The following is a 21,668-nucleotide window of genomic DNA, read 5'->3' on the forward strand; positions in this document are numbered from 1 at the left end:
CCGAAATGACTCGTTAGGCGTTCCAGCGCGCCAGCAGCCACAGGGCGCTTGACGCGTCGTAACGCAAATGCACGATCGCGCCCATCTCCAGCGGCCAGCGCACGCAGCGCGCGAGCGGCACGCCGAGCGCGCGCGCCGTGACGGTGCGCATCACGCCCGCATGCGTGACGGCCCAAACGGTGGACTTCTCGCGCGCGTCGAGCGTGTCGAACCAGCCGCTTACACGCGCATCGAACTGCGCGACGCTCTCGCCGCCGTGCTCGCGCGCATGCTCGAAATTCGCGGCCCATGCGTCGATCTGCGCGCGCTCGATCGCGTCCCAGTGCTGCATCTCCCACGCGCCGAAATCCATCTCTGCGAGGCGTGCTTCGGCTTGCGGCGTGGGGCCGCGCAGATCGCCGAGCGCCGCCGCCACGCTCGCGCAGCGCGTGAGCGGACTCGTTTCGATACGCTGCGGTTCGCGCACGCCGAGCGCCGCGATCCGCCCGGCGAGCGACGCGGCCTGCTGCGTCGGGTCGCCCGCGAGCGGCACGTCGGTCGCGCCGTAGCACATGCCCGCATCCACCGCCACGGCGGGATGGCGGATCAGAACGAGATCCATGCGAGCCCCACGAGGTAGATGGCGATCTCGAATACCTGTTGGGCGAAGCCGAGACAATCGCCCGTATAGCCGCCGATGCGGCGCACGAAGTAACGTCCCAGTGCATAGCGCAACACGGCGAGCACGACGAGCATCGCGACGCCCGCGCGCCAGTCGGGCGCGCCGGACCACACCGGCCAGAACAGCCATGGCAAGCCGAACACGCACGCGCACAGCCACGCGGGCACGCTCATGCGCTGCGCGACGGGCTTGGCCTTGCCCTCGGGACGCACATACTCGAGCGAGACGAGATAGCTGATCGCGCACGCGCGGCTCGCGGCGTGGCCGGCGATCATCAGCAGTGCGGCGCGCGCCGGCGGCAGCGCCGCGAGCGTCTGCCACTTGAGCGCGAGCGCCATCACGAGACCGATCGCGCCGAACGCGCCGATGCGCGAATCGTGCATGATGCGCAGGACGTCCTCACGGGCGTACGCACCGCCGAATGCGTCGAGGCAGTCGGCGAGACCGTCTTCGTGGAAGGCGCCCGTCGCGAGGAGCGTGACGGCCATCGACAGCAGCACGGCCACGTTCGCCGGAAACACGCGCAACGCGGCGAGATAGACGAGCGCCCCAAGCGCCCCGATCAACGCGCCGACGAGCGGAAAGTAGCGCGCCGCCGCGTTGAGCCACGCGGGCTCGAAGCCCACCCAGCGCGGCACCGGCACGCGCGTGAAATAGCCCAGCGCTGTGAAGAAATAGCGCAGCTCTGCCAGTGGATTCATCGCGCGGCGCTCAGGCGTGGCGATCACTGCGATTGTCGACGCCGGCCGACTCGAAACTCGCCATGTCGTTGAGGAACGCCACCGCCGCACGCAGCAGCGGCACCGCGAGCGCCGCGCCCGTGCCCTCGCCCAGCCGCAGGTCGAGCGTGAGCAGTTCGCGCGCGCCGAAGTGATCGAGCATGCGGCGGTGCCCCGCTTCGTTCGATGCGTGCGCAAACACGCAGTAGTCGCGCACGTTCGGCGCGAGCGAGTCGGCCACGAGCAGCGCCGAGGTGGCGATGAAGCCGTCGACGAGAATCGCCATGCGCGAGCGCGCCGCTTCGAGGTACGCGCCCGCCATCATTGCGATCTCGAAGCCGCCGAACGCGGCAAGCACGTCGAGCGGCTCGCGCGCGTCGGCATGATGCGCGAGCGCCGCCGCGAGCACATTGCGCTTTTTCGCGAGGCCCGCATTGTCGAGGCCGGTGCCTCGCCCGACGCATTCGTCGATCGGCACGCCGCACAGCCGGCTCATCAGGCAAGCGGCCGACGACGTGTTCGCAATGCCCATTTCGCCAAAGCCGATCACGTTCGTGCCGAGCGCCGCGTGGTGGCGCACGCGCCCGGCGCCCGCCGCGAGCGCGGCGATGGCGTCGTCGCGCGTCATGGCGCGCTCGTGCGAGAAGTTGCGCGTGCCGGCCGCGATGGGCACGTCGACGAGGGTCGGCGACGGCGGCAGCGGCGTCGCCACGCCCGCGTTGACGACTTCGAGCGTGAGTCCCACCACGTCGCTGAACACGTTGATGGCCGCGCCCCCTGCCACGAAGTTCGCGACCATCTGCGCGGTGACGGCCTGCGGGTACGGGCTCACGCCTTCGGCAGCAATGCCGTGGTCGCCTGCGAACACGATCATCACGGGACGCTCGACGCTCGGGCGCGTCGTGCCCTGGATCATGCCGAGCTGGCGCGCCAGCGTTTCGAGCCGGCCGAGACTACCGGGCGGTTTGGTCTTCGTGTCGATGAGGCGTTGCAGTTCGTCGCGCAACGAGAGGTCGAGCGGTTCGACGGCGAGCAGTTCGGTAAGCGATGACGTCATGGTGTATTTCGTTTCGAGGTGATGCGGGCGACAGCGGCGCACTAGCGCACGCCGTTCGATCCCGGCGAATGCGGTGATGAAGATGTCGAGCCGAGTGCGGGGACAAGCGCCTCGTGCGCGCCCTCGCGGATCAGCACGAGCGGATGACCGAATGCGGCGCTCGCGCGCTCCGGCGTGAGCACATCGCGCACGGGGCCCGCGTGAAAACCGCCGCGGCCGTCGAGCAGGAGCGCGTGCGTTGCGAAGCGCCGCGCAAGATTGAGATCGTGGCACGAAAACAGCACCGCTCGCGCTTCACTGCGCACCCAGCGCGAGAGCGCTTCGAGACAGGCAATCTGATGATGCAGGTCCAGATGCGCGAGCGGCTCGTCGAGCAGCAGGAGCGGCGCGCCCTGGCAGAGCGCGGCGGCGAGCGCGACACGCTGGCGCTCGCCGCCCGAAAGCGACAGCACATCGCGCGCGGCGAACGCTTCGAGGCCGAGCGTGGCGAGCGCGGCGTGCGCGGCGGCGCGATCGGCGTCGCCTTCCCAGCCCCAGCCCGAAAGATGCGGATAGCGATTGAGCAGCACGGTGTCGATCACGCTCGCGCTGAAGGCGTCACGCTGGTCCTGCGGCATCAGTGCGCGGCGCTGCGCGAGGCGCACCGGCGGCCACTGCGCGAGCGCGATGCCCTCGACTTCGATGCGTCCCGCCGAGGGCTCGCCCAGGCCCGCGAGCGCGCCGATCAGCGTGGTCTTGCCCGCGCCATTCGCGCCCGCCACGCACCAGATTTCGCCGGCGGCAAACCTTTGCGTGAGCGATTCCACGAGCGTGCGCGCGCCCGCACGCAACGAGAGCGCGTGGACCGCGAGCAGGGAAGGATGCGTATCGCTCATCGTCCGCGCCTCGCGAGCAGCATCCACAGGAATACGGGCACGCCCGCGAGCGCGGTTACGACGCCCACCGGCAACTGCGCGGGCGCCGCCACCGTACGCGCGACGAGGTCCGCGCCCATCACGGCCACGCCGCCCGCGAGCGCGGCAGCGGGCACGAGCATGCGCTGGTCGTTGCCGAACGCGAGACGCAGCATGTGGGGCACGACGAGCCCCACGAAGCCGATGGTGCCGCCCGTCGTCACGGCAGCGGCCGCCGCGAGCGACGCGGCAAGATAAATGCCCACGCGCAGACGCAGCACCGGCACACCGAGCGCCTGCGCGGCGGCGTCGCCGCGCAGCAGCACGTTGAGCATCGGCGCGGCGGGCACGATGCACGCAAGGACCACGCCAAGCGTCGCGAGCGCGGGCCATGGCGTGGCCGCGCCATTGAGGTCGCCCGTGAGCCAGAACAGCATGCCGCGCAGGCGCGTGTCGGGCGCGAGCGTGAGCAGCAGTGTGATCAATGCGCCCCAGCCTGCCGCCGTCACCGCGCCCGTCAGGAGCAGCCGCGGCGAGCTGTCTTGCGGCTCGCCGCGCCACAACTCGCGGCGCGCGAGGCCGAGCACGAGCAGGATCGAAACGAACGCACCCGCACACGCGCTCGCCTGCACGCCCCACCACGCCACGCCCGCGATCATCGCCACGAGTGCGAATGCGGCCGCGCCGCCAGAAACGCCGAGCACATAGGGCTCCGCGAGCGGATTGCGCAGCAGCACCTGCAGCAACGCGCCCGCCAGCGCGAGCAAGGCACCACATGCAAAACCCGCCAACGCGCGCGGCAAGCGCAGCGTACGCACGATCTGGATCGCCATGTCCGGCGCGCCGTGCACGTCATGCGCGGGAGCGAGCGCCGCCAGCGCCTGCGCAAACGTCACGCTCACACTGCCGGTTGCGAGCGAGGCAGCGAACACCCCGAGCGCCACGGCTGCGAGCGCGCCCCAGATCATGCACGCACGGCGCGCGCTCATCGAGCGCCGCGGCAGCGCGTGGATCGGTGGCACAGCATGGGACTCATCGCGGCTCATGGAACGCATAGGGGAACTCGGCAGCGGATTTCAATCAAGCTCGCACAGAAAGACAGCAGGGGTATACGCAGGCCGCGACAGAGCGCAGTATTTTGGTCGCCAGGGATTCCGCATGACGCGTGGCATAAGCGGTTCGCGAAAGCACTGGCAAAAGACCATGAATCCGTGATGTTATAACGCGCAGACCATGATCGAGACGATGCGCTTTGTGCGCGGCCCCGGCAAATTACGTTCCCGCCCGGCGTATGCAGCACACGTAGCGAGGGTTTTGTGCCTGATTCGGGTAAGAAGCCGGGTTGTTACGTCTGGAAACGACACAATTATCAAAATACGCGTTAATCCGCGCTAGAATGCCTGTCTTTAGAGGACGCAGCACATGCTCAACGAACTCGAAACACTCTCACAAAACATCGGGCGGCTGATCGAGATTAATCAGCGCCAACACGAAGCACGCCTCGCACTCGAAGAGCAACTCGCGCAGCTGCGTGCGCAATGCGACGAAACACGCACCGAACTCGAACAGGTCCGCGAGGAGCGCGCCGCGCTGCAGGCAGAGCGCGATGCCCTCTCGGCCAAGATCGACGATGCGCAGGTGCGTCTGAACGCGATCCTCGAAAAGCTGCCACGCGCACGCGCCGGTAACGAGCGCGACAACCAGCTCGATCTGCTCGAGCCGTCGCAGAGCACCGACGACGACAGCAACGCGGCCCGCCACGGAGAAAATGCATGACCACCAAGCAGATCGAAGCGACGATCCTCGGCCAAACCTATCGCCTCGTCTGTTCGCCGGAAACGGAACAGGCACTGCTCGAAGCGGTGGCGCGCGTGGATGCCGAAATGTCGAAGATCCGCAATCACAGCAACGTGCGCGGCACCGATCGCATCGCCGTCATGGCGGCGCTCTCGCTCGCCTCGGAACTGCTGCGCCTGCAAACCAGCGTGCGTCACGGGGAAGCATTCCCAGCCGAAGAAATCCGTCGTACAATGCGCCAAATGAACGAACAACTCGGCGCTGTGATTCACCAGTACGGTGTGCAATAAGCGCTGATGTACGCCGCGGTTGTAAGCCGCAGTATTACGCAGCAACGTGCGGTATGATGTTGTTCAAAGGTAGCGTTGATTTGTTTAGAAACGCGCGTTTCTAAACACGCTGCCAAACAGTTTAGTCAGCTTCCCTGCCTGGTTCGCCAAGGTCATATATTCCTTGAACCAATGCCATGTGCACGGTTGCGGAAATTTGTAGCACGGGCGTGCGCGTCACACAGTCTGATGTACCCGAAGTGCTGCTAACTGCGACCAATTCTGAACCCTCGGTTCAGGATGCCGGCCTAGCGGCTATGGCGGGGACCTATTCAAACGGCATCGGACCACAGTCCGATGCCGTTTTCCTTTGTGCGGCGTGCATTGGCGTTTTTCGCGGCATGCACACTCGCCCCTCTCCCCTTTCGACGTGAACTTCGACTCATGCGCTACTGGCTGATGAAGTCCGAACCCGACGAAGCAAGCATCGACGACCTCGCAAACGCGCCGCAGCGCACGCTGCCCTGGACCGGCGTACGAAACTACCAGGCGCGCAATTTCATGCGCGACACCATGCAGCAAGGCGACGGCGTGCTGTTCTATCACTCGAGCTGCCCCGAGCCCGGCATCGCGGGCATCGCGCAGGTGTCGTCCACGGCCTACCCCGATCCCACGCAGTTCGATCCGAAAAGCCCTTACTACGACGCGAAATCGACGCACGAGAATCCGCGCTGGATCCTCGTCGACGTCGTGTTCAAGAAGAAGTGCCCGCTAATTGCTCTTGCCGCCTTGCGCGAACACGAGGAACTCGCGGACATGCGCGTGCTCGCCAGGGGCAACCGCCTTTCGATCACGCCGGTCACGACGGCCGAGTGGAACTTCATCACAAAACATCTGATGTGAGGCGGTTCGGTTCTGCGTCGACGCAGGCGGCCGCGCACGCACACAGCATCCGTGCGCGACTTCAAGCACAATCGCGCACAGTCGCGCGTCGCCACGTATGCCTCGCGCGCGACACCAGTTCTGCAAGGAGCCTCAATGAACCGAAAAACCGCCGTCACGCTCGCCGCCGCATTGGCTGCCGCCCTCCCCCTCGCCATGACGCTCGCGCCGGGCGCCGCGTTCGCACAGAGCGACGCGCGCTTCCAGCAGCCCTCGGGCGTGCTTTCGCTGTCTGCGCAGGCGAGCGCCGAAGTGCCTCAGGACGTCGTCAACATTACGCTGTTCTACGAACAGGAAGCGAACGATCCCGCCTCGCTCACCGCGACACTCAATCAGCGCGCCGACTCCGCGCTTCAACGCGCGAGAGGCGTCGCGGGTGTAACCGCGCACTCGGGCCAGTTCTCGATCTTCCCTTCGACGGATCGCGACGGGCGCATCTCCGCCTGGCGCGGCCGCACGGAAGTCGTGCTCGAGTCGCATGATTTCGCGGCGGCGTCGAAGCTCGCCGGCGATCTCTCATCGATCATGCAGGTGGGCAACGTGCAGTTCTCGCTGTCGCCCGAGGCGCAACGCGCCGCCGAGCAAAAGCTGTCGGGCCAGGCCATCGCCTCGTTCCGCGACCAGGCGCTTTCGGCCACGCGCGCGTTCGGCTACAGCAGCTACACGATTCGCGACGTGAACGTGGGGCACTCGGGCGTGATGCCGCGCCCCATGATGATGATGAGCGCGCGCGCCGCTTCGGCTGACGCGAAGATGTCGGCACCGGTGCCGCTCGAAGGCGGCACGTCCACGGTGACGGTCAACGTCTCCGGCTCGGTGCAGATGAAGTAAAGCGCGCGATACAAGCCACGCAAGCAAAAAGGCCACGGTGAAAACCGTGGCCTTTTTCATGGGCTAAAACGCGTGGCGCGTTCGCGTGCGCGTCAGCTCTTCGCGCCCGCTACCTGTGCGCCGTCGTTGCCACGTTTGGCGCGGCGATACGCCCACGCCATCAGGCCGATACCCACGATGATCATCGGCAGCGAGAGCCACTGGCCCATCGAGAGGCCGAGCGCCAGCAGGCCGAGGAAGTCATCGGGTTCGCGTGCGAACTCGACCGTGAAGCGCGCGAGACCATAGCCGATCAGGAACATGGCCGAAATCGCGCCGACGGGGCGCGGCTTGCGCGCGAACAGAATCAGCACGATGAAGAGCGCGATGCCTTCCAGCGCGATTTCGTACAGCTCCGACGGATGGCGCGGCAGCAGATGGAACTGCGCGAACACTTCGTTCAAATGCCACTGCGCGGCCAGTTGCGGATGCGCGGCGAGCCACGCGGCGTCGTCGTTCGCGGCGCCCGGAAACAGCATGGCCCACGGCGAATCGGGCGAGGTCACGCGGCCCCACAGTTCGCCGTTGATGAAGTTGCCGAGACGGCCGAAGGCGAGCCCCGTGGGCACCATCGGCGCAACGAAGTCCGTGACCTGCAGCCAGGTGCGGCCGCGTTGCCACGCGAACAGCACCATCGCGAACGTCACGCCGAGAAAGCCGCCGTGAAACGACATGCCGCCTTCCCAGACCTTGAAGATGTCGAGCGGATGCGCGAAGTACCAGCTCGCCTTGTAGAACAGCACGTAGCCCAGGCGCCCGCCCAGGATCGTGCCGAGCACGCCGTAGAACAGCATGTCGTCGATGTCTTTCGCGGTCCAGCCCTGCGCGGCCACGTACGGCAGACGCAGGCGCAGACGGCCGATCACGATCGCCAGAATGAAGCCGACGAGATACATGAGGCCGTACCAGCGCACGGCGAGCGGCCCCAGATGAATGGCGACGGGGTCGAAGTTCGGGTGGATGAGCATCGTGGATGAAGTCTTGTCGGCGATATCGATTGAAATCGGGTTGTAAGCAGTTCCGCGCCGCTCACACAAGCGGGCCAGGCACGTTGGACGTTTGCAAAGCGGCGAGGTTCGCAGCCGGCGCGTCACGGCGTGACATTATCGCCGACGCGAGGGATCGCAAACCAAAATGCACGTTTGGCGCTGCGCCGCGAGTGTAGCGGCGACAGATGACCGACGCGGTCGGCCCGGCTTCCGGCTAGCCCTCGCGCGCCGGCCAGCCCGCCGTCGCCGCGTGCGCGCGCACGATCTCGATGAACGCCGCGAGCACCGGGCTCACCTCGGCCGAGCGCCAGACGAGGCCCGTTTCGATGGCCGGCACCGCCCCGGCGAGCGGCCGGTACACGACGCCCGTGCGCCGCAGATGGCGCAGCGACTGCGGCACGAGCGCCACGCCCATGCCGGCCGAGACGAGGCTCACGATCGTCTGCATCTGGATCGCTTCCTGGCCGATCAGGGGCGCGAGGCCGGCCGCGCCGTAGCAGTCCATGATGGTGTCGTAGAAACCCGGGGCCAGATGGCGCGGAAAGACGACGAGCGGTGCATCGGCGAGATCGCGCAGGCTCACCGGCTCATCGTGCCAGTCGTCGGCTGAAGGGCCGCCAAGGCGCACCGACAGCGCCGAGGGCATGGCGACCACGAGCGGCTCGCGCGCGACCGGCTGGTAAGCAAGCTGGGCCGCGTGGCGCGGCGGCACGGGGGCGATCACGAGACCCGCGTCGATGCGGCCCGCCACCAGCTCTTCCACCTGCACGTCGCTCGTGGCTTCGGCGAGCTGCAGGCGCACGCGCGGATAGCGCGCGCCGAAGTCGCGCAGCAAGAGCGGCAGCAAGCCGTAGTCGGCGGTCGAAACGAAGGCCAGCGCGAGCACGCCCGCCTCGCCGCGCGCGAGGCTCTGCGCGAGCGGCCGCAGCGCTTCGGCGCTTGCCAGCAGGCGCCTCACCTCCGGCAGCAGATCGGCGCCCACGGCCGTCAATTCGACCGAACGGCGCGTGCGCGCGAACAGCTCCACGCCCAGCGTCTCCTCCAGCGCGCGAATGGCCTGCGAGAGCGGCGGCTGCGTCATCGACAGGCGTGCCGCCGCGCGGCCGAAATGCTGCTCCTCGGCCACGGCGACGAAATAGCGAAGCTGGCGCAGATCGGGGATCGTCGGATTCATCGGCGGCGGTCTCGCGCTGTGGTCATGTTGATATGTTTTACGACTCAATAGACCACGAATAATATATTGGACAGCGCTCTCGCGAAATCGCATGCTTCGATAGACGTGCCGGCGCTCCCGAACCAGAACCCACACCCGGCGTCCGAGACAAAATTCACCGGAGGTTCCCATGCCCTATAACCGTCGTTCGAGGCACATCACGCAAGGCGTCGCCCGCTCGCCCAATCGTTCGATGTATTACGCGCTCGGCTACGAGAAGGCCGACTTCGACAAGCCGATGATCGGCGTCGCCAATGGCCATTCGACCATCACGCCGTGCAACGCCGGCCTGCAGCGGCTGGCCGACGCGGCCGTCGACGCCATCAAGCGCGCCGACGCGAACCCGCAGACCTTCGGCACGCCCACGATCTCGGACGGCATGTCGATGGGCACCGAAGGCATGAAGTACTCGCTCGTCTCGCGCGAAGTCATCGCGGACTGCATCGAGACCTGCGTGCAAGGCCAGTGGATGGACGGTGTGGTCGTGATCGGCGGCTGCGACAAGAACATGCCCGGCGGCATGATCGCGCTCGCACGCATCAACGTGCCCGGCATCTACGTGTATGGCGGCACGATCCGCCCGGGCAACTGGAAGGGTAAGGCCCTCACCATCGTCTCGGCGTTCGAGGCCGTGGGCGAATTCACCGCGGGGCGCATGAGCGAAGAAGATTTCGAGGGCGTCGAGAAAAACGCCTGCCCTTCCACGGGCTCGTGCGGCGGCATGTACACCGCGAATACGATGAGCTCGTCGTTCGAAGCGCTCGGCATGTCGCTCATGTATTCGTCGACGATGGCCAACCCCGACGAGGAGAAAGTCGACTCGGCGGCGGAATCGGCGCGCGTGCTGGTCGAGGCCGTCAAGCAGGACCTCAAGCCGCGCGACATCATCACGAAGAAGTCGATCGAGAACGCCGTGGCGCTCATCATGGCGACGGGCGGTTCGACCAATGCCGTGCTGCACTATCTCGCCATCGCGCATGCCGCGGAAATCGAATGGACCATCGACGACTTCGAGCGCATGCGCAAGAAAGTGCCGGTGATCTGCGACCTGAAGCCGTCCGGCCAGTACGTCGCGACCGACCTGCACGAGGCCGGCGGCATTCCGCAGGTGCTCAAGATCCTGCTCGACGCGGGCCTCCTGCATGGCGACTGCATCACCATCACGGGCAAGACCATCGCGGAAGAACTCAAGGACGTGCCGTCCACGCCGCGCGCGGACCAGAAGGTGATCTTCCCCATCAGCCAGGCGCTGTACAAGGAAGGCCATCTGGCGATCCTCAAGGGCAATCTCGCGACGCACGGCGCGGTCGCCAAGATCACGGGCCTGAAGAATCCGGTCATCACGGGCCCCGCGCGCGTGTTCGACGACGAGCAGAGCGCGATGGAAGCCATCCTCGCGGACAAGATCAAGGCCGGCGACGTCGTCGTGCTGCGCTACCTCGGCCCGAAGGGCGGGCCCGGCATGCCGGAAATGCTCGCGCCGACTTCGGCGATCATCGGCAAGGGGCTGGGGGAGTCGGTGGGGCTCATCACCGATGGGCGCTTCTCGGGCGGCACCTGGGGCATGGTGGTGGGCCACGTCGCGCCGGAAGCGTTTGAAGGCGGCACGATCGCTCTCGTGCAGGAAGGCGACTCGATCACCATCGACGCTCACACGCTCCTGCTGCAACTGAACGTGGACGACGCCGAACTCGCACGCCGGCGCGCGGCCTGGAAGCAGCCCGCGCCGCGTTACACGCGCGGCGTCATGGCGAAGTACGCGGCGCTCGCGCGCCCGGCGAACCAGGGCGCGGTGACGGGCTAGGCGGGGCCAAGCCGGGCCTGGCGCCGCTCGAATCCCGACCTGCAGTAAAGCAAAGGGCGCACGTCCGGGACGTGCGCCCTTTGCTTTTATAATGCGACGACACAGCCGGCGCATACGCGGGCGGAGACCAGTATGAAACGGAAGTCGCAAGCGAAGAACAAGACAGCGACGCTCGCCGCCGCGCTCGCCATCGGCCTTGCCGGCGCGCTCGGGGCAGCCCCGGTCCGCGCGCAGCATGGACCCACCGGTCTCGCGCTCGCCCAGCAGCAGAACTGCATGAGCTGCCACTCGGTGACCCGCAATTTCATGGGGCCCGCCCTGCGCGATGTCGCCGCGAAGTACGCGGGCAAGCCCGACGCGCAGGCCTATCTCACCCACAAGATTCTGGAAGGCGGCAGCGGCGTGTGGGGCACCGTGCCGATGCCGGCCAACACGCAGCTGAACCCCGCACAGGCGGCGCAGCTCGCGAGCTGGATCCTCACGCTCAAGTGAGGCGAACGGTGTGATGGCGCGGGCCGGGCAACTGCCCGCCGCCGCACGCTCAAGTGAATCAGGCCGAAGGCGGACGCCCTGCGCGCGCCGCCAGTTCTTCGCGCACGGCGGCCTTCACCCAGTTCGTGAGTTCCGTTTCGAGCGCAAGACCGATTTCGCGCGACACCTGGCCCACGAGCCAGTTCGTATGCTCCTGCATCGCGGCGCTGCAGCGCGCCTCGATCACGGCGCGGCCTTCGCCGGTGAGCCAGGTCAGGCAACGGCCGCGCAGGCGCTCGACGAGCGCGTCGGCGTCGTGCGCGAACAGGCCCTCCTCGCGCTCGGCCACGGCGGCCTGGACGGCAGCGGCCGTCGCGCTCTTCGCCTCTTCGACGTTGTGCGCGCGCAGCGGATTGCCGCTCACCATCACCTCGTTCAAGAGCGGAATCGCACTATCTTCCGAGTCGTGCATGCCGGACATGTTTACCTCCATCGATCGGGGCAGTCGGCCTTGCGCCGGTACGCCTCGCGCGTCCGGCCTCAGCCGCCCTGCTTGTAGTTGTTGAGCGCGTAACCGCGGTCGCGGTAGAAACGATAGCGCTCACGGCCCGACGCGAGTTCGTCGGGCGCATCGCCAATCACTTCGAGCAGGCGCTCGAAGCGTGCGAACTGTGGCGGGACCTCGGCGCCGAGATTGAGCAGCACACGATGATGCGGCGCACGCTCGAGATCCGTTGCCAGCACGATGGGCGATTCGCCCGCTTGAGGGCTCTCGGCCATGCAGTGCGGCACGAAATCGAGCGGCGAAAAGGTCCACAACATCTCGTCGAACGCGCGCAGGCGCGCGGGCTCGGCCAGCACGACCGCCTGCTGGCCCGCCTGATACGCCTTGCGCACGAGGCGGCACGCATACAGCAGCGAGTCGCCGACGTTCGTGTGGAAATCGATGCGCGTCATGCCCACACCACTTTACACACCGTCAGGTGGGCAGCAATCGCCATTCCTGCCCTCATTGCCCGGCACGATCGATCAGGAACTGGGCGAGCAGCGGCACCGGACGGCCCGTCGCGCCCTTGGCCGCGCCGCTCTTCCACGCCGTGCCCGCGATGTCGAGGTGCGCCCACGGGTAGTTTTCGGTGAAACGCGACAGGAAGCACGCCGCCGTCACGCTGCCCGCCGGACGCCCGCCGATGTTGGCGAGGTCGGCAAAATTCGACTTGAGCTGGTCCTGATACTCGTCGTCGAGCGGCAGGCGCCAGGCCGGATCGTTGGCTTCGCGCGACGCGTCGAGCAGTTCGCCCGCGAGCGCGTCGTCCTTCGAGAAGAGGCCGCTGTTGTGATGGCCGAGCGCGATGATGCAGGCGCCCGTGAGCGTGGCGATGTCGACCACGGCGGCCGGCTTGAAGCGCTCGGCATAGGTGAGCGCGTCGCACAGGATCAGGCGGCCTTCGGCGTCGGTGTTGAGCACTTCGACCGTGAGGCCCGCCATCGTCGTGACGATGTCGCCCGGCTTCGTGGCGTTGCCCGCGGGCATGTTCTCGCAGGTCGGGATGATGCCGATCACGTTGAGCTTGAGCCCCATTTCGGCGACCGCGCGGATCGTGCCGAGCACCGAGCCCGCGCCGCACATGTCGTACTTCATCTCGTCCATGCCCTCGCCGGGCTTGAGCGAAATGCCGCCCGTGTCGAACGTGATGCCTTTGCCGACCAGCACGATGGGCGCGGCCTTGGCGCTGGCGCCCTGATAGTGCAGCACGATGAACTGCGGCGGCTCGACCGAGCCCTTTGTTACCGAAAGAAACGAACCCATCTTGAGCGTCTCGATCTGGCGCTGGCCGAGCACCTCGACCTTGAGCTTCCAGTCGCGCGCGAGCTTCTTGGCCGTGGCCGCGAGATAGGTCGGCGTGCAGACGTTGCCCGGCAGATTGCCGAGGTCGCGCGTGAGGTCCATGCCGTTGGCGAGCGCGACGGACTGCTTCGCCGCGAGCTTCGCGGCCTTCTCTTCGGCGGCGTCGATGCTGAAGACCACGCGCTTGAGGGCCCGCTGCGAGACGTCGGGCTTGCTCTTCATCTGCGTGAAGCGATAGGTCTCGTTGCGCAGCGCGAGAATGGCGGTGCGCACGCCCCAGTCGCCCGTGCGCTCCTTCACCGGCAATTGCGCGAGCGTGAAGGTGACCTGCGCGATCTTCGTGCCGAGGATCGCGCGCCAGGCGGCCTTGACCGCGTCGCCGTAAGCCTTCTGGCCGAACGCGTCCTGCTTGCCGAGACCCACGAGCAGCACGCGCGAGGCGCCGATGCCGCTCACTTCCGGCAGGAACAGCGTGGAGCCGGCCTTGCCGTCGATGTCGCCGGCCTTGACGACGCGCGCGATTGCGCCGCCAATGGCGCTGTCGATGGCGAACGCCGCGCCCGACAGGGTTTGCGCCTCGAACACGCCGACCACGACACAATCCGACTTGCCGGTCAGGAAGGGGCCGTCCCCGCCTTTGCTCCAGTCACAGGCTTTTATGCTAAAGTCCATCGCGCTTGTCCTCGGATAAAATCAGGGCTTAGGATGAAAGCCGCAATTATCCGCTATTTTTCCCGCGGCGGCTCCTGGACGGTTGCGCGAGCTGCGCGCCTCCCGGCACGGTCCGCCCGCCCTGCCCATCAAGAATGATCTTCGAACGTTCCCTGCAGCGCGAACTCGCGTACACGGCCGGCGCCGTGTTCATGGTTCTGCTCACGATCATGCTGACGACGATGATGATCCGCATCGTCGGCTTCGCCGCGTCCGGTCAGATCGACCCGCGCGACGTGCTGGTGCTGATCGGACTCACCGTGATCGGCTACATGGCCGTCATGCTCATCGTCACGCTGTTCGTGTCGATCCTGTTCGTCCTCACGCGCTGGTACAAGGATTCCGAAATGGTCGTGTGGCTCTCCTCCGGGGTGAGCCTCACGCGCCTGATCAAGCCGGTCGCCACCTTTGCCGCGCCGATCATCCTGCTCATCGTGTTCTTCGCGTTCATCGGCTGGCCGTGGTCGAATGCGCAGAGCAAGCTGATTCGCGCGCGCTTCCAGCAGCGCGATGAAGTGTCGCTGCTCGCGCCCGGCCAGTTCCGCGAATCGCCCACCACGCACCGCGTGTTCTTCATCGAGAGCATGAGCCCCGACCAGGGCCGCGTGGAGAACGTGTTCGTCACGAGCACGGAAAACGGCAAGGTGAGCGTGATCGTCTCGAAGACGGGCCACACCGAAACCATGAAGGGCGGCGACCGCTTCGTCGTGCTCGAAAACGGCCGCCGCTACGACGGCGAGCCCGGCCACCCGGACTTTCGCATCAGCGAGTTCCAGCGTTATGGCGTGAAGATCACGAGCCAGCCGCTCGTGAACACGCCTTCGGCGAGCACCACGTCCACGCCGGGCCTGCTGCGCCACCCGACCAACGACAACCTGGGCGAACTCGCCTGGCGCGCCGGCCTGCCGCTCATCGCGATCAACCTGATGCTGCTCGGCATTCCGCTCGCCTACCAGAACCCGCGCCGCAGCCGCACGATCAATCTCGTGATGGCGGTGCTGATCTACCTCACCTATTCGAACCTGCTCAACGTCGTGCAGTCGCAGATCGAGCAAGGCAAGATGCCCTTCGGCGTCGGCCTCGTCCTGCTGCACGCCGTGGTGCTCGCGCTCGTCGTGTTCATCTTCTGGATACGCGTGCGCAACCGGCCGCTCTTTACACGCGCGATGTTCCGGCGCGCCTCTCCTGGCAACTGAGAGGGAAACTGACCGATGCGCATCTACGAAAAATACTTCGCTCGCCAGGTCTACCTGACGTTCATCTTCATCCTGTTCGCCTTCTCCGGCCTGTTCTTCTTCTTCGACCTCATCAACGAGCTGAACTCGGTCGGCCACGGCAACTACAAATTCCAGTACGCGGTGCTGCGCGTGGCGCTCCAGGCGCCCTCGCGGCTCTACGAGATCATCCCGGTCGCGGCGCTCATCGCCGCGATCTACGTGTTCGCGCAAATGGCCGCGAACTCCGAGTACACGATCTTTCGCGTGTCAGGTCTCGCCACCAACCAGGCACTGCGCTCGCTGCTCAAGATCGGCGTGCCGCTCGTGCTGCTCACCTACCTGATCGGCGAAGTCGTCGGCCCTTACACCGACCAGCTCTCCGAGCGCGTGCGCCTCGAGGCGTTGGGCTCGGCCGTGTCGAGCAACTTCCAGTCGGGCGTGTGGGTGAAGGACACACTCACCGCACGCGCCGACGGCGAGCAGGTCACGCGCTTCGTGAACGTCGGGGAGCTGCTGCCCGATGCGACCATCACGAACGTGCGCATCTACGAATTCGATTCGCAGTTCCGGCTCTCCAACGTGCGCCTCGCGAAGAGCGGCACGTTCCAGCCGCCGGGCCACTGGCTGCTCAAGGACGTGACCGATACGCAACTGATCGGCGTGGCGCCGCCGCAGAACCAGCCGGTCGATGCGCTCAATCCGGTCTATCGCGCCCAGCAGACCTCGGCGCCCGAATACTCGCTGCGCTCGGAGCTCACGCCGAACATTCTCTCGGTGCTGCTCGTATCGCCCGACCGGATGTCGATGTTCAACCTGTTCCGCTACATCCAGCATCTGACCGAAAACCATCAGGACGCGCAGCGCTACCAGATCGCGTTCTGGCGCAAGCTGCTCTACCCGTTCGCGGTGTTCGTGATGCTCGTGCTCTCGCTGCCGTTCGCGTATCTGCATACGCGCGCCGGCGTGGTGGGCATGAAGGTGTTCGGCGGGATCATGCTCGGCATGAGCTTCCAGCTCGTCAACACGCTGTTCTCGCACGTGGGTACACTGAACACCTGGCCCGCGCCGCTCACGGCGGCGACACCGGGGCTCATCTATCTCGCGGTCGGGCTGATCGGGCTCAAATGGGTCGACCGGCATTGATGCCGGTAGCGTTCAGCCGATAGTTCAGCCGCCAATTCGCACAGGCTCGCAAGCATGGGCACGCACGGCATGATTCTCTTCGGCCACGGCGCGCGCGACGCGCGCTGGCAGGAGCCGTTCCAGCGGCTCGCCGCGAAGCTTTCCGCCACGCGCGGCGATGCGGGGCCGGTCGGCCTCGCCTTTCTCGAACTGATGACGCCGAGCCTGCCCGATGCGATCGCCGGCCAGGCCGCGGCAGGCTGCGACACGATCACGGTCGTGCCGGTGTTCTTCGGCCAGGGCGGCCACGTGCGCCGCGATCTGCCCGCGCTGATCGCGCAATGCCAGAGCGAGCATCCGGATGTGCGCCTGCGTTGTGCGGGCGCCGTCGGCGAGGACGATGCGGTGCTCGAAGCGATCGTGCGGTACTGCATCGAAAACGACCGCGACTAGAACCGCTCACGCATAAAAAAACGGGCTCGCCTTTCAGCGAGCCCGTTTTGCTTTGCGAGCCTGTTTCGCGCGGCGCTTATACGTTAAGCGGCGGCGCGGCGGTGTTGACCATCGCCTTGCGCTTCATCATCGTGTTGCGCCTGCCCTGAGCGTTCAGCGAACGCATCGCCGATCATCAGCAGGCTCGGCTGCGCCGGGTCGAGCCACTCCTGCGCGTCGCCCGCTGCGAGACCCGCCAGCGTCAGCGTGAGCGTGCGCTCGCGCGCGGTGCTGCAGGCTTCGACGATCGCCACGGACGTCGCGCCCGCGCGGCCCGCCTCGATCAGCTGGCGCGCGATCTCGGGCGCGCTGTCGCGGCCCATGTAGAACACGAGCGAATCGGCGTTGACCTGCTCGCGAATCTCCTCGCTGCCCGCCGCGCGCGAATACGTGGCGAGCGCCACGCTGCGCGCCACACCGCGCAGCGTGAGCGAGCGTTGCAGCGTCGCCGCGCTCGCCAGCGCCGCCGTAATGCCCGGCACGACTTCGAACGCGATGCCGGCCGCTTCGAGCGCGCGCATCTCCTCGTCGGCACGGCCGAACAGCATCGGATCGCCGCCCTTCAGGCGCACGACCACGGCGTGCTCGCGCGCCGCGTCGACGAGTTGCTTGTTGATGAAGTGCTGCGCCGTGGAGCGTTGCCCGCAGCGCTTGCCGACCGCGATGAACTTCGCGGTTGCCGGCGCGTACTCGAGCATGGCCGGCTCGACGAGCGCGTCGTGCAGTACGACGTCGGCGCTCGCGAGCAGCCGTGCGCCGCGTACCGTGATGAGGTCCGCTGCGCCCGGTCCCGCGCCGATCAGATATACCTTGCCCATATGCTTCGAATCCATTGTTGCGGCCGCGCGCGGCCGCAACCTCGCGCAGCGCCTTACGCCGAGAACGCGCGGATCATGCCCGCGGCCACCGTGTGATGCGTCGCCTCGTCGATCAGCACGAATGCGCCGGTGCCAGGATTCGCATCATACAGGTCGCAGACGAGCGGCTTCTGCAGCGAGAGCGCCACGCGGCCGATATCGTTCATCGCGAGTTCGTGGCGGTCGGTGGCGTGCGAGAGCGTATGCACGTCGAGCACCTGCTTGACCGCGCCGATCTTCGCGAACACCGTGCTCGTGGTCTGCTTGAGCAGGTACTTGCGCTGCGGCGAGAGCGGCTCGTCGTCGAACCAGCAGAGGTCCGCTTCGAGCTTCTTCGCGGGTTGAGTGGCATCGGCCGCCGGCACGAAGGTGTCACCGCGCGAAACGTCCACGTCTTCCGCGAGACGGATCGTGACGGTCTGGCCCGCGAACGCGCGGTCGACCTGCGCCGTGCCGCCCGGCACCGGCGCGATGATTTCGGCGACCGTTGCGCTGCGGCCGGCCGGCAGCACCGTAATGGCGTCGCCGAGCTTCACTTCGCCCGCTTCGACACGGCCCATGTAGCCGCGGAAGTCGTCGGCACTGGAACCGTCCTGGCGCGCGACCCACTGCACCGGGAAGCGCAGCGCTTCGCCCGCCGCCTGCGCGACCGGCAGTTGTTCGAGCACGTCGAGCAGCGGCTCGCCCGCGTACCACGGCATCCGCTCGCTCGCGGCGACGATGTTGTCGCCCTTGAGCGCCGAAACCGGCACGAAACGCACGTCGGAGAGGCCAAGCTGGCGCGCGAGCGCAACATACGCTTCGCGGATCAGGTTGAACGTCGCTTCGCTGTAGTCGACGAGATCCATCTTGTTGATCGCGACGATCACGTGCTGCAGGCCCAGCAGCTTGACGATGGCGCTGTGACGCTTGGTTTGCGGCAGCAGTTGCGTCACGCCGTTCTCGACCGTCACGCGCGTCGGGTCGATCAGGATGATCGCGGCGTGCGCCGTCGAAGCGCCCGTGACCATGTTGCGCGTGTACTGCTCGTGGCCCGGCGTGTCGGCGATGATGAACTTGCGCTTGGCCGTGGCGAAGTAGCGGTACGCCACGTCGATCGTGATGCCCTGCTCGCGCTCGGCTTCGAGGCCGTCGGTGAGCAGCGACAGGTCGATCTCGTCGCCCACCGTGCGCTTGTTCTTCGCACGCGAAAGCGCCGAGAGCTGGTCGCTCAGAACCGCCTTGCTGTCGTATAGCAGGCGGCCGATCAGCGTGCTCTTGCCGTCGTCCACACTGCCCGCCGTGATGAAGCGCAGCACGCCGAGGTCTTCAGGTTGATGCGTCGTAACCATGTCTATTCTTTCCTCTGCGTGCTCTTTAGAAATAACCTTGCTTCTTGCGCTGTTCCATCGCGGCTTCCGACGCCTGGTCGTCCATGCGCGTCGCACCGCGTTCCGTGATCTCGGTCACGGCCGTTTCGGCGATGATCTTCTCGACGTTGTCGGCATCGCTCGCCACCGGGCACGTGCAGCTGATGTCGCCCACGGTGCGGAAACGCACCTGCGCCATTTCGCTGACTTCGCCTTCCTTCATCGGCGTGAGCGGCGTGACCGGCACGAGCAGGCCGTTGCGGCGCACGATCTCGCGCTGGTGCGCGTAGTAGATCGACGGCAGTTCGAGCTTCTCGCGCTCGATGTATTGCCACACGTCGAGTTCCGTCCAGTTCGAGATCGGGAATACGCGCAGGTGCTCGCCCTTGTGCAGGCGCGCGTTGTACAGGCTCCAGAGTTCCGGGCGCTGCGCCTTCGGGTCCCACTGGCCGAATTCGTCGCGGAACGAGAAGATGCGCTCCTTCGCGCGGGCCTTCTCTTCGTCGCGGCGCGCACCGCCGATCATCGCCGTGTAGCCGTATTGCTCGATGGTTTCCAGCAGCGTGACCGCTTGCGCGGCGTTGCGCGAATCGGTTTCGCGGCGCAGGCGCACGGTGCCGCGCTTGATCGAATCTTCGACGTGACCGACCACGAGTTCCGCGCCGATTTCGGCTGCCCGGCGATCGCGGAAGTCGATCACTTCCTCGTAATTGTGGCCCGTGTCGATGTGCACGAGCGGGAACGGCAGCGCGGTCTTGCGGTTCGCGCCGAGGCCGAACGCCTTCAGTGCGAGCGCCAGCACGACGACCGAGTCCTTGCCGCCCGAGAACAGCAGCGCAGGCTTGCTGCATTCGGCGACGAGTTCACGCAGGATGTGGATCGACTCGGCTTCGAGCCAGTCGAGATGGTCCATGCGGTTCGCCGTGACCTGGAGCGGTGCGTTCACTGCTGAGTCGAGCGTGGTGCTCATGTTCGGATCCTTCGTTTATTCGCACCCCTTTTGCTGGGCGCGCGGTACTCGGTATTCGACGTTCGCGCCGTCGTTTCGACAGCGCGACAAAATTCAATCTTAGTTCGCCTGGCCGATCGACGACACTTCGACGACCGGAATGGCCGACACGGACGTGATGTGCAAGCCACATTCCTTCGTGTCGCGCGACTCCCACCACCAGCGGCCCGCGCGGCTGTCTTCGCCGGGACGGATCGCACGGGTGCAGGGCTCGCAGCCGATGCTCGGGTAGCCGCGGGCGTGCAGCGGGTTCACCGGCACCTCGAAGGCGCGCAGGTAGGCCCAGACATCGGCTTCGGTCCAGTCGGCGAGCGGATTGAACTTGTCGATGTCGCGCGCTTCGTCGCGTTCTTCCTCGTGCAGCTCCGCGCGCGTGACCGACTGCTCGCGGCGCTGGCCCGTGACCCAGGCGGAAACGCCCGACAATGCACGGTTCAGCGGCTCGACCTTGCGGATTTCGCAGCAGCGCTTGCGCAGATCGACGCTCTCGTAGAACGCGTTCAGGCCGCGCTGGGCGACGTATTCGTCCACGGCGTCCTGTTGCGGATGAAACTGCTCGATCTCGTAGCCGTAGCGCTCGCGCACCACGTCGAGCATGCCGAGCGTTTCGGCGTGCAGGCGGCCCGTGTTCAGCGAGAAGACGCCGATTTTCACGCCGCGCGAGAGAATCGCGTGCGTGAGCAGCATGTCTTCGGCGGCGAGGCTGCTGGCCAGCTTCACGTCGGCGTGACGCGCCGCGATCGATTCGAGCAGCGCGTCGAGGCGCCCGATCTTCGCCTGCAACTCAGCCGTGATTTCGTTCGCGACGGTGCTCATGCCGCAGCGCCCTGTTGTGCAGCGCGGCGGCGGAACAGCGGCGACGGTTCGTCGAAGGCGCCCTGGTATTGCACCGTGAATTCGGTGAACGCCTTGAGCGCATCGTGGATGTCCTTGTCGGCGCGCACGGCGAACGCATCGAAGCCGCAGCGCTCGTGAAAGCGCAACTGGTCGCGCAGCACGTCGCCGATCGCGCGCAGCTCGCCCTGGTAGCCATAGCGCTCGCGCAGCAGGCGGCCGATCGAGAAGCCGCGGCCATCGCGGAACACGGGGAAGTCCACGCCGATCACCGCGAGCTTGTCGAAGTCGGCGGCGATATCGGCCGGTTCGCTGTCCGGCGCGAGCCACACGCCGAGTTCGTCCTTGCCGCGCGCAGCGACCAGTGCATCACGCTGCGCCTGCCAGTAGGCGAGCGGCACCAGCACCTTGCCCGCGGGCAGCGCGGCAACCTCGGGCAATGCGCCGTCTTCGGCCGCACGCACGACTTGCCAGTTGTCTTCAACGATCTCGCGTTTTTTGATGATCAATGCCATTGCTCGAATCTCGTAGTCTCGTTGCGTG

24 protein-coding genes and 1 other RNA gene are annotated in these 21,668 nt (G+C 66.6%); 10 read left to right on the forward strand and 15 right to left on the reverse strand.

The annotated features are described in order from the left end of the window. Nucleotides 1-13: 13 nt before the first annotated feature. The 5 genes from cobC to AB4Y40_RS36160 are packed head-to-tail and all read right to left on the reverse strand — an operon-like array spanning nucleotide 14 to nucleotide 4,319. Entirely contained in the window at nucleotides 14-601 is a 588-nt protein-coding gene (gene cobC, locus AB4Y40_RS36140; protein WP_368691935.1) for an alpha-ribazole phosphatase, read from the reverse strand. Further along, the gene (locus tag AB4Y40_RS36145) at nucleotides 586-1,362 is read right to left on the reverse strand and encodes an adenosylcobinamide-GDP ribazoletransferase (RefSeq protein WP_368691936.1); all 777 of its coding nucleotides are present in this window, start codon (nucleotides 1,360-1,362) and stop codon (nucleotides 586-588) included. Before AB4Y40_RS36145 ends, cobC begins: the two co-directional genes overlap by 16 nt. 10 nt (nucleotides 1,363-1,372) lie before the next feature. After that, nucleotides 1,373-2,437, reverse strand: a complete 1,065-nt coding sequence (cobT, locus tag AB4Y40_RS36150) for a nicotinate-nucleotide--dimethylbenzimidazole phosphoribosyltransferase (RefSeq protein ID WP_368691937.1) — start codon at nucleotides 2,435-2,437, stop codon at nucleotides 1,373-1,375. A 41-nt stretch (nucleotides 2,438-2,478) separates the two neighbouring features. Continuing rightward, the gene (locus AB4Y40_RS36155; protein ID WP_368691938.1) at nucleotides 2,479-3,312 is read right to left on the reverse strand and encodes an ABC transporter ATP-binding protein; all 834 of its coding nucleotides are present in this window, start codon (nucleotides 3,310-3,312) and stop codon (nucleotides 2,479-2,481) included. Further along, nucleotides 3,309-4,319 (reverse strand): FecCD family ABC transporter permease, encoded by a 1,011-nt coding sequence (locus AB4Y40_RS36160; RefSeq protein ID WP_368691987.1) that lies wholly within the window; start codon nucleotides 4,317-4,319, stop codon nucleotides 3,309-3,311. The genes AB4Y40_RS36155 and AB4Y40_RS36160 overlap by 4 nt, the downstream gene beginning before the upstream one ends. A 433-nt stretch (nucleotides 4,320-4,752) precedes the next feature. Between AB4Y40_RS36160 and AB4Y40_RS36165 the strand changes: the two genes are divergently transcribed. The 5 genes from AB4Y40_RS36165 (at nucleotide 4,753) to AB4Y40_RS36185 (ending at nucleotide 7,169) form a co-directional block, all read left to right on the forward strand. Next, entirely contained in the window at nucleotides 4,753-5,106 is a 354-nt protein-coding gene (locus tag AB4Y40_RS36165) for an ATPase (protein ID WP_069265453.1), read from the forward strand. After that, nucleotides 5,103-5,417, forward strand: coding sequence for a cell division protein ZapA (locus tag AB4Y40_RS36170; RefSeq protein WP_042268772.1), 315 nt, complete (start codon nucleotides 5,103-5,105; stop codon nucleotides 5,415-5,417). The genes AB4Y40_RS36165 and AB4Y40_RS36170 overlap by 4 nt, the downstream gene beginning before the upstream one ends. 128 nt (nucleotides 5,418-5,545) lie before the next feature. Then, nucleotides 5,546-5,727: non-coding RNA, 6S RNA (gene ssrS, locus AB4Y40_RS36175), on the forward strand. Nucleotides 5,728-5,840: 113 nt separating this feature from the next. Further along, nucleotides 5,841-6,299 carry an EVE domain-containing protein gene (locus tag AB4Y40_RS36180; RefSeq protein ID WP_368691939.1) on the forward strand — a complete coding sequence of 153 codons (459 nt, stop codon included), beginning with the start codon at nucleotides 5,841-5,843 and terminating at the stop codon, nucleotides 6,297-6,299. 135 nt (nucleotides 6,300-6,434) lie between these two features. Then, the gene (locus tag AB4Y40_RS36185; protein ID WP_324160850.1) at nucleotides 6,435-7,169 is read left to right on the forward strand and encodes an SIMPL domain-containing protein; all 735 of its coding nucleotides are present in this window, start codon (nucleotides 6,435-6,437) and stop codon (nucleotides 7,167-7,169) included. Nucleotides 7,170-7,261: 92 nt separating this feature from the next. Here the strand turns inward: AB4Y40_RS36185 and lgt are convergent, their stop codons facing one another. After that, nucleotides 7,262-8,176, reverse strand: a complete 915-nt coding sequence (gene lgt, locus AB4Y40_RS36190; protein WP_368691940.1) for a prolipoprotein diacylglyceryl transferase — start codon at nucleotides 8,174-8,176, stop codon at nucleotides 7,262-7,264. 235 nt (nucleotides 8,177-8,411) lie between these two features. After that, a complete protein-coding gene (locus tag AB4Y40_RS36195; RefSeq protein WP_368691941.1) occupies nucleotides 8,412-9,371 on the reverse strand; it encodes a LysR family transcriptional regulator in 960 nt (319 codons plus the stop codon). Nucleotides 9,372-9,540: 169 nt separating this feature from the next. On the opposite strand from AB4Y40_RS36195, the gene ilvD reads away from it, so the two are divergent. Next, on the forward strand, nucleotides 9,541-11,214 hold the full coding sequence (gene ilvD / locus AB4Y40_RS36200; protein ID WP_368691942.1) for a dihydroxy-acid dehydratase: 1,674 nt from the start codon (nucleotides 9,541-9,543) through the stop codon (nucleotides 11,212-11,214). Between the two features lie 132 nt (nucleotides 11,215-11,346). Further along, nucleotides 11,347-11,706: a c-type cytochrome gene (locus AB4Y40_RS36205; RefSeq protein ID WP_368691943.1), complete on the forward strand. Its 360-nt coding sequence runs from the start codon at nucleotides 11,347-11,349 to the stop codon at nucleotides 11,704-11,706. Nucleotides 11,707-11,764: 58 nt separating this feature from the next. Here AB4Y40_RS36205 and AB4Y40_RS36210 read toward each other — a convergent pair whose 3' ends face one another. The 3 genes from AB4Y40_RS36210 to AB4Y40_RS36220 are packed head-to-tail and all read right to left on the reverse strand — an operon-like array spanning nucleotide 11,765 to nucleotide 14,206. Beyond that, a complete protein-coding gene (locus tag AB4Y40_RS36210; RefSeq protein ID WP_069265458.1) occupies nucleotides 11,765-12,166 on the reverse strand; it encodes a DUF2486 family protein in 402 nt (133 codons plus the stop codon). A 59-nt stretch (nucleotides 12,167-12,225) separates the two neighbouring features. Next, nucleotides 12,226-12,642 (reverse strand): DNA polymerase III subunit chi, encoded by a 417-nt coding sequence (locus tag AB4Y40_RS36215; RefSeq protein WP_368691944.1) that lies wholly within the window; start codon nucleotides 12,640-12,642, stop codon nucleotides 12,226-12,228. Between the two features lie 52 nt (nucleotides 12,643-12,694). Further along, nucleotides 12,695-14,206, reverse strand: a complete 1,512-nt coding sequence (locus AB4Y40_RS36220) for a leucyl aminopeptidase (RefSeq protein ID WP_069265459.1) — start codon at nucleotides 14,204-14,206, stop codon at nucleotides 12,695-12,697. Nucleotides 14,207-14,340: 134 nt separating this feature from the next. On the opposite strand from AB4Y40_RS36220, the gene lptF reads away from it, so the two are divergent. From lptF to AB4Y40_RS36235, 3 genes are read left to right on the forward strand one after another with little or no spacing between them, the layout of a single operon-like run. Continuing rightward, nucleotides 14,341-15,441 (forward strand): LPS export ABC transporter permease LptF, encoded by a 1,101-nt coding sequence (gene lptF, locus AB4Y40_RS36225; protein WP_069265460.1) that lies wholly within the window; start codon nucleotides 14,341-14,343, stop codon nucleotides 15,439-15,441. A 15-nt stretch (nucleotides 15,442-15,456) separates the two neighbouring features. Continuing rightward, nucleotides 15,457-16,605: an LPS export ABC transporter permease LptG gene (gene lptG, locus AB4Y40_RS36230; RefSeq protein ID WP_368691945.1), complete on the forward strand. Its 1,149-nt coding sequence runs from the start codon at nucleotides 15,457-15,459 to the stop codon at nucleotides 16,603-16,605. A gap of 54 nt (nucleotides 16,606-16,659) precedes the next feature. Continuing rightward, entirely contained in the window at nucleotides 16,660-17,037 is a 378-nt protein-coding gene (locus AB4Y40_RS36235) for a sirohydrochlorin chelatase (RefSeq protein ID WP_368691946.1), read from the forward strand. An 83-nt stretch (nucleotides 17,038-17,120) separates the two neighbouring features. Here AB4Y40_RS36235 and cobA read toward each other — a convergent pair whose 3' ends face one another. The 5 genes from cobA to AB4Y40_RS36260 all read right to left on the reverse strand — a co-directional run bounded on the left by cobA (nucleotide 17,121) and on the right by AB4Y40_RS36260 (nucleotide 21,640). Beyond that, complete coding sequence (cobA, locus tag AB4Y40_RS36240) at nucleotides 17,121-17,894, reverse strand: uroporphyrinogen-III C-methyltransferase (protein WP_368691947.1); 774 nt, start codon at nucleotides 17,892-17,894, stop codon at nucleotides 17,121-17,123. Between the two features lie 53 nt (nucleotides 17,895-17,947). Next, a complete protein-coding gene (locus tag AB4Y40_RS36245; RefSeq protein ID WP_368691948.1) occupies nucleotides 17,948-19,264 on the reverse strand; it encodes a sulfate adenylyltransferase subunit 1 in 1,317 nt (438 codons plus the stop codon). A gap of 25 nt (nucleotides 19,265-19,289) precedes the next feature. Further along, nucleotides 19,290-20,252 (reverse strand): sulfate adenylyltransferase subunit CysD, encoded by a 963-nt coding sequence (cysD, locus tag AB4Y40_RS36250; RefSeq protein ID WP_028207775.1) that lies wholly within the window; start codon nucleotides 20,250-20,252, stop codon nucleotides 19,290-19,292. 99 nt (nucleotides 20,253-20,351) lie between these two features. Further along, a complete protein-coding gene (locus AB4Y40_RS36255) occupies nucleotides 20,352-21,107 on the reverse strand; it encodes a phosphoadenylyl-sulfate reductase (RefSeq protein WP_368691949.1) in 756 nt (251 codons plus the stop codon). After that, complete coding sequence (locus tag AB4Y40_RS36260) at nucleotides 21,104-21,640, reverse strand: DUF934 domain-containing protein (protein WP_368691950.1); 537 nt, start codon at nucleotides 21,638-21,640, stop codon at nucleotides 21,104-21,106. The genes AB4Y40_RS36255 and AB4Y40_RS36260 overlap by 4 nt, the downstream gene beginning before the upstream one ends. Nucleotides 21,641-21,668 lie beyond the last annotated feature (28 nt).

The organism is Paraburkholderia sp. EG287B (assembly GCF_040965595.1).
GTDB lineage: Bacteria > Pseudomonadota > Gammaproteobacteria > Burkholderiales > Burkholderiaceae > Paraburkholderia.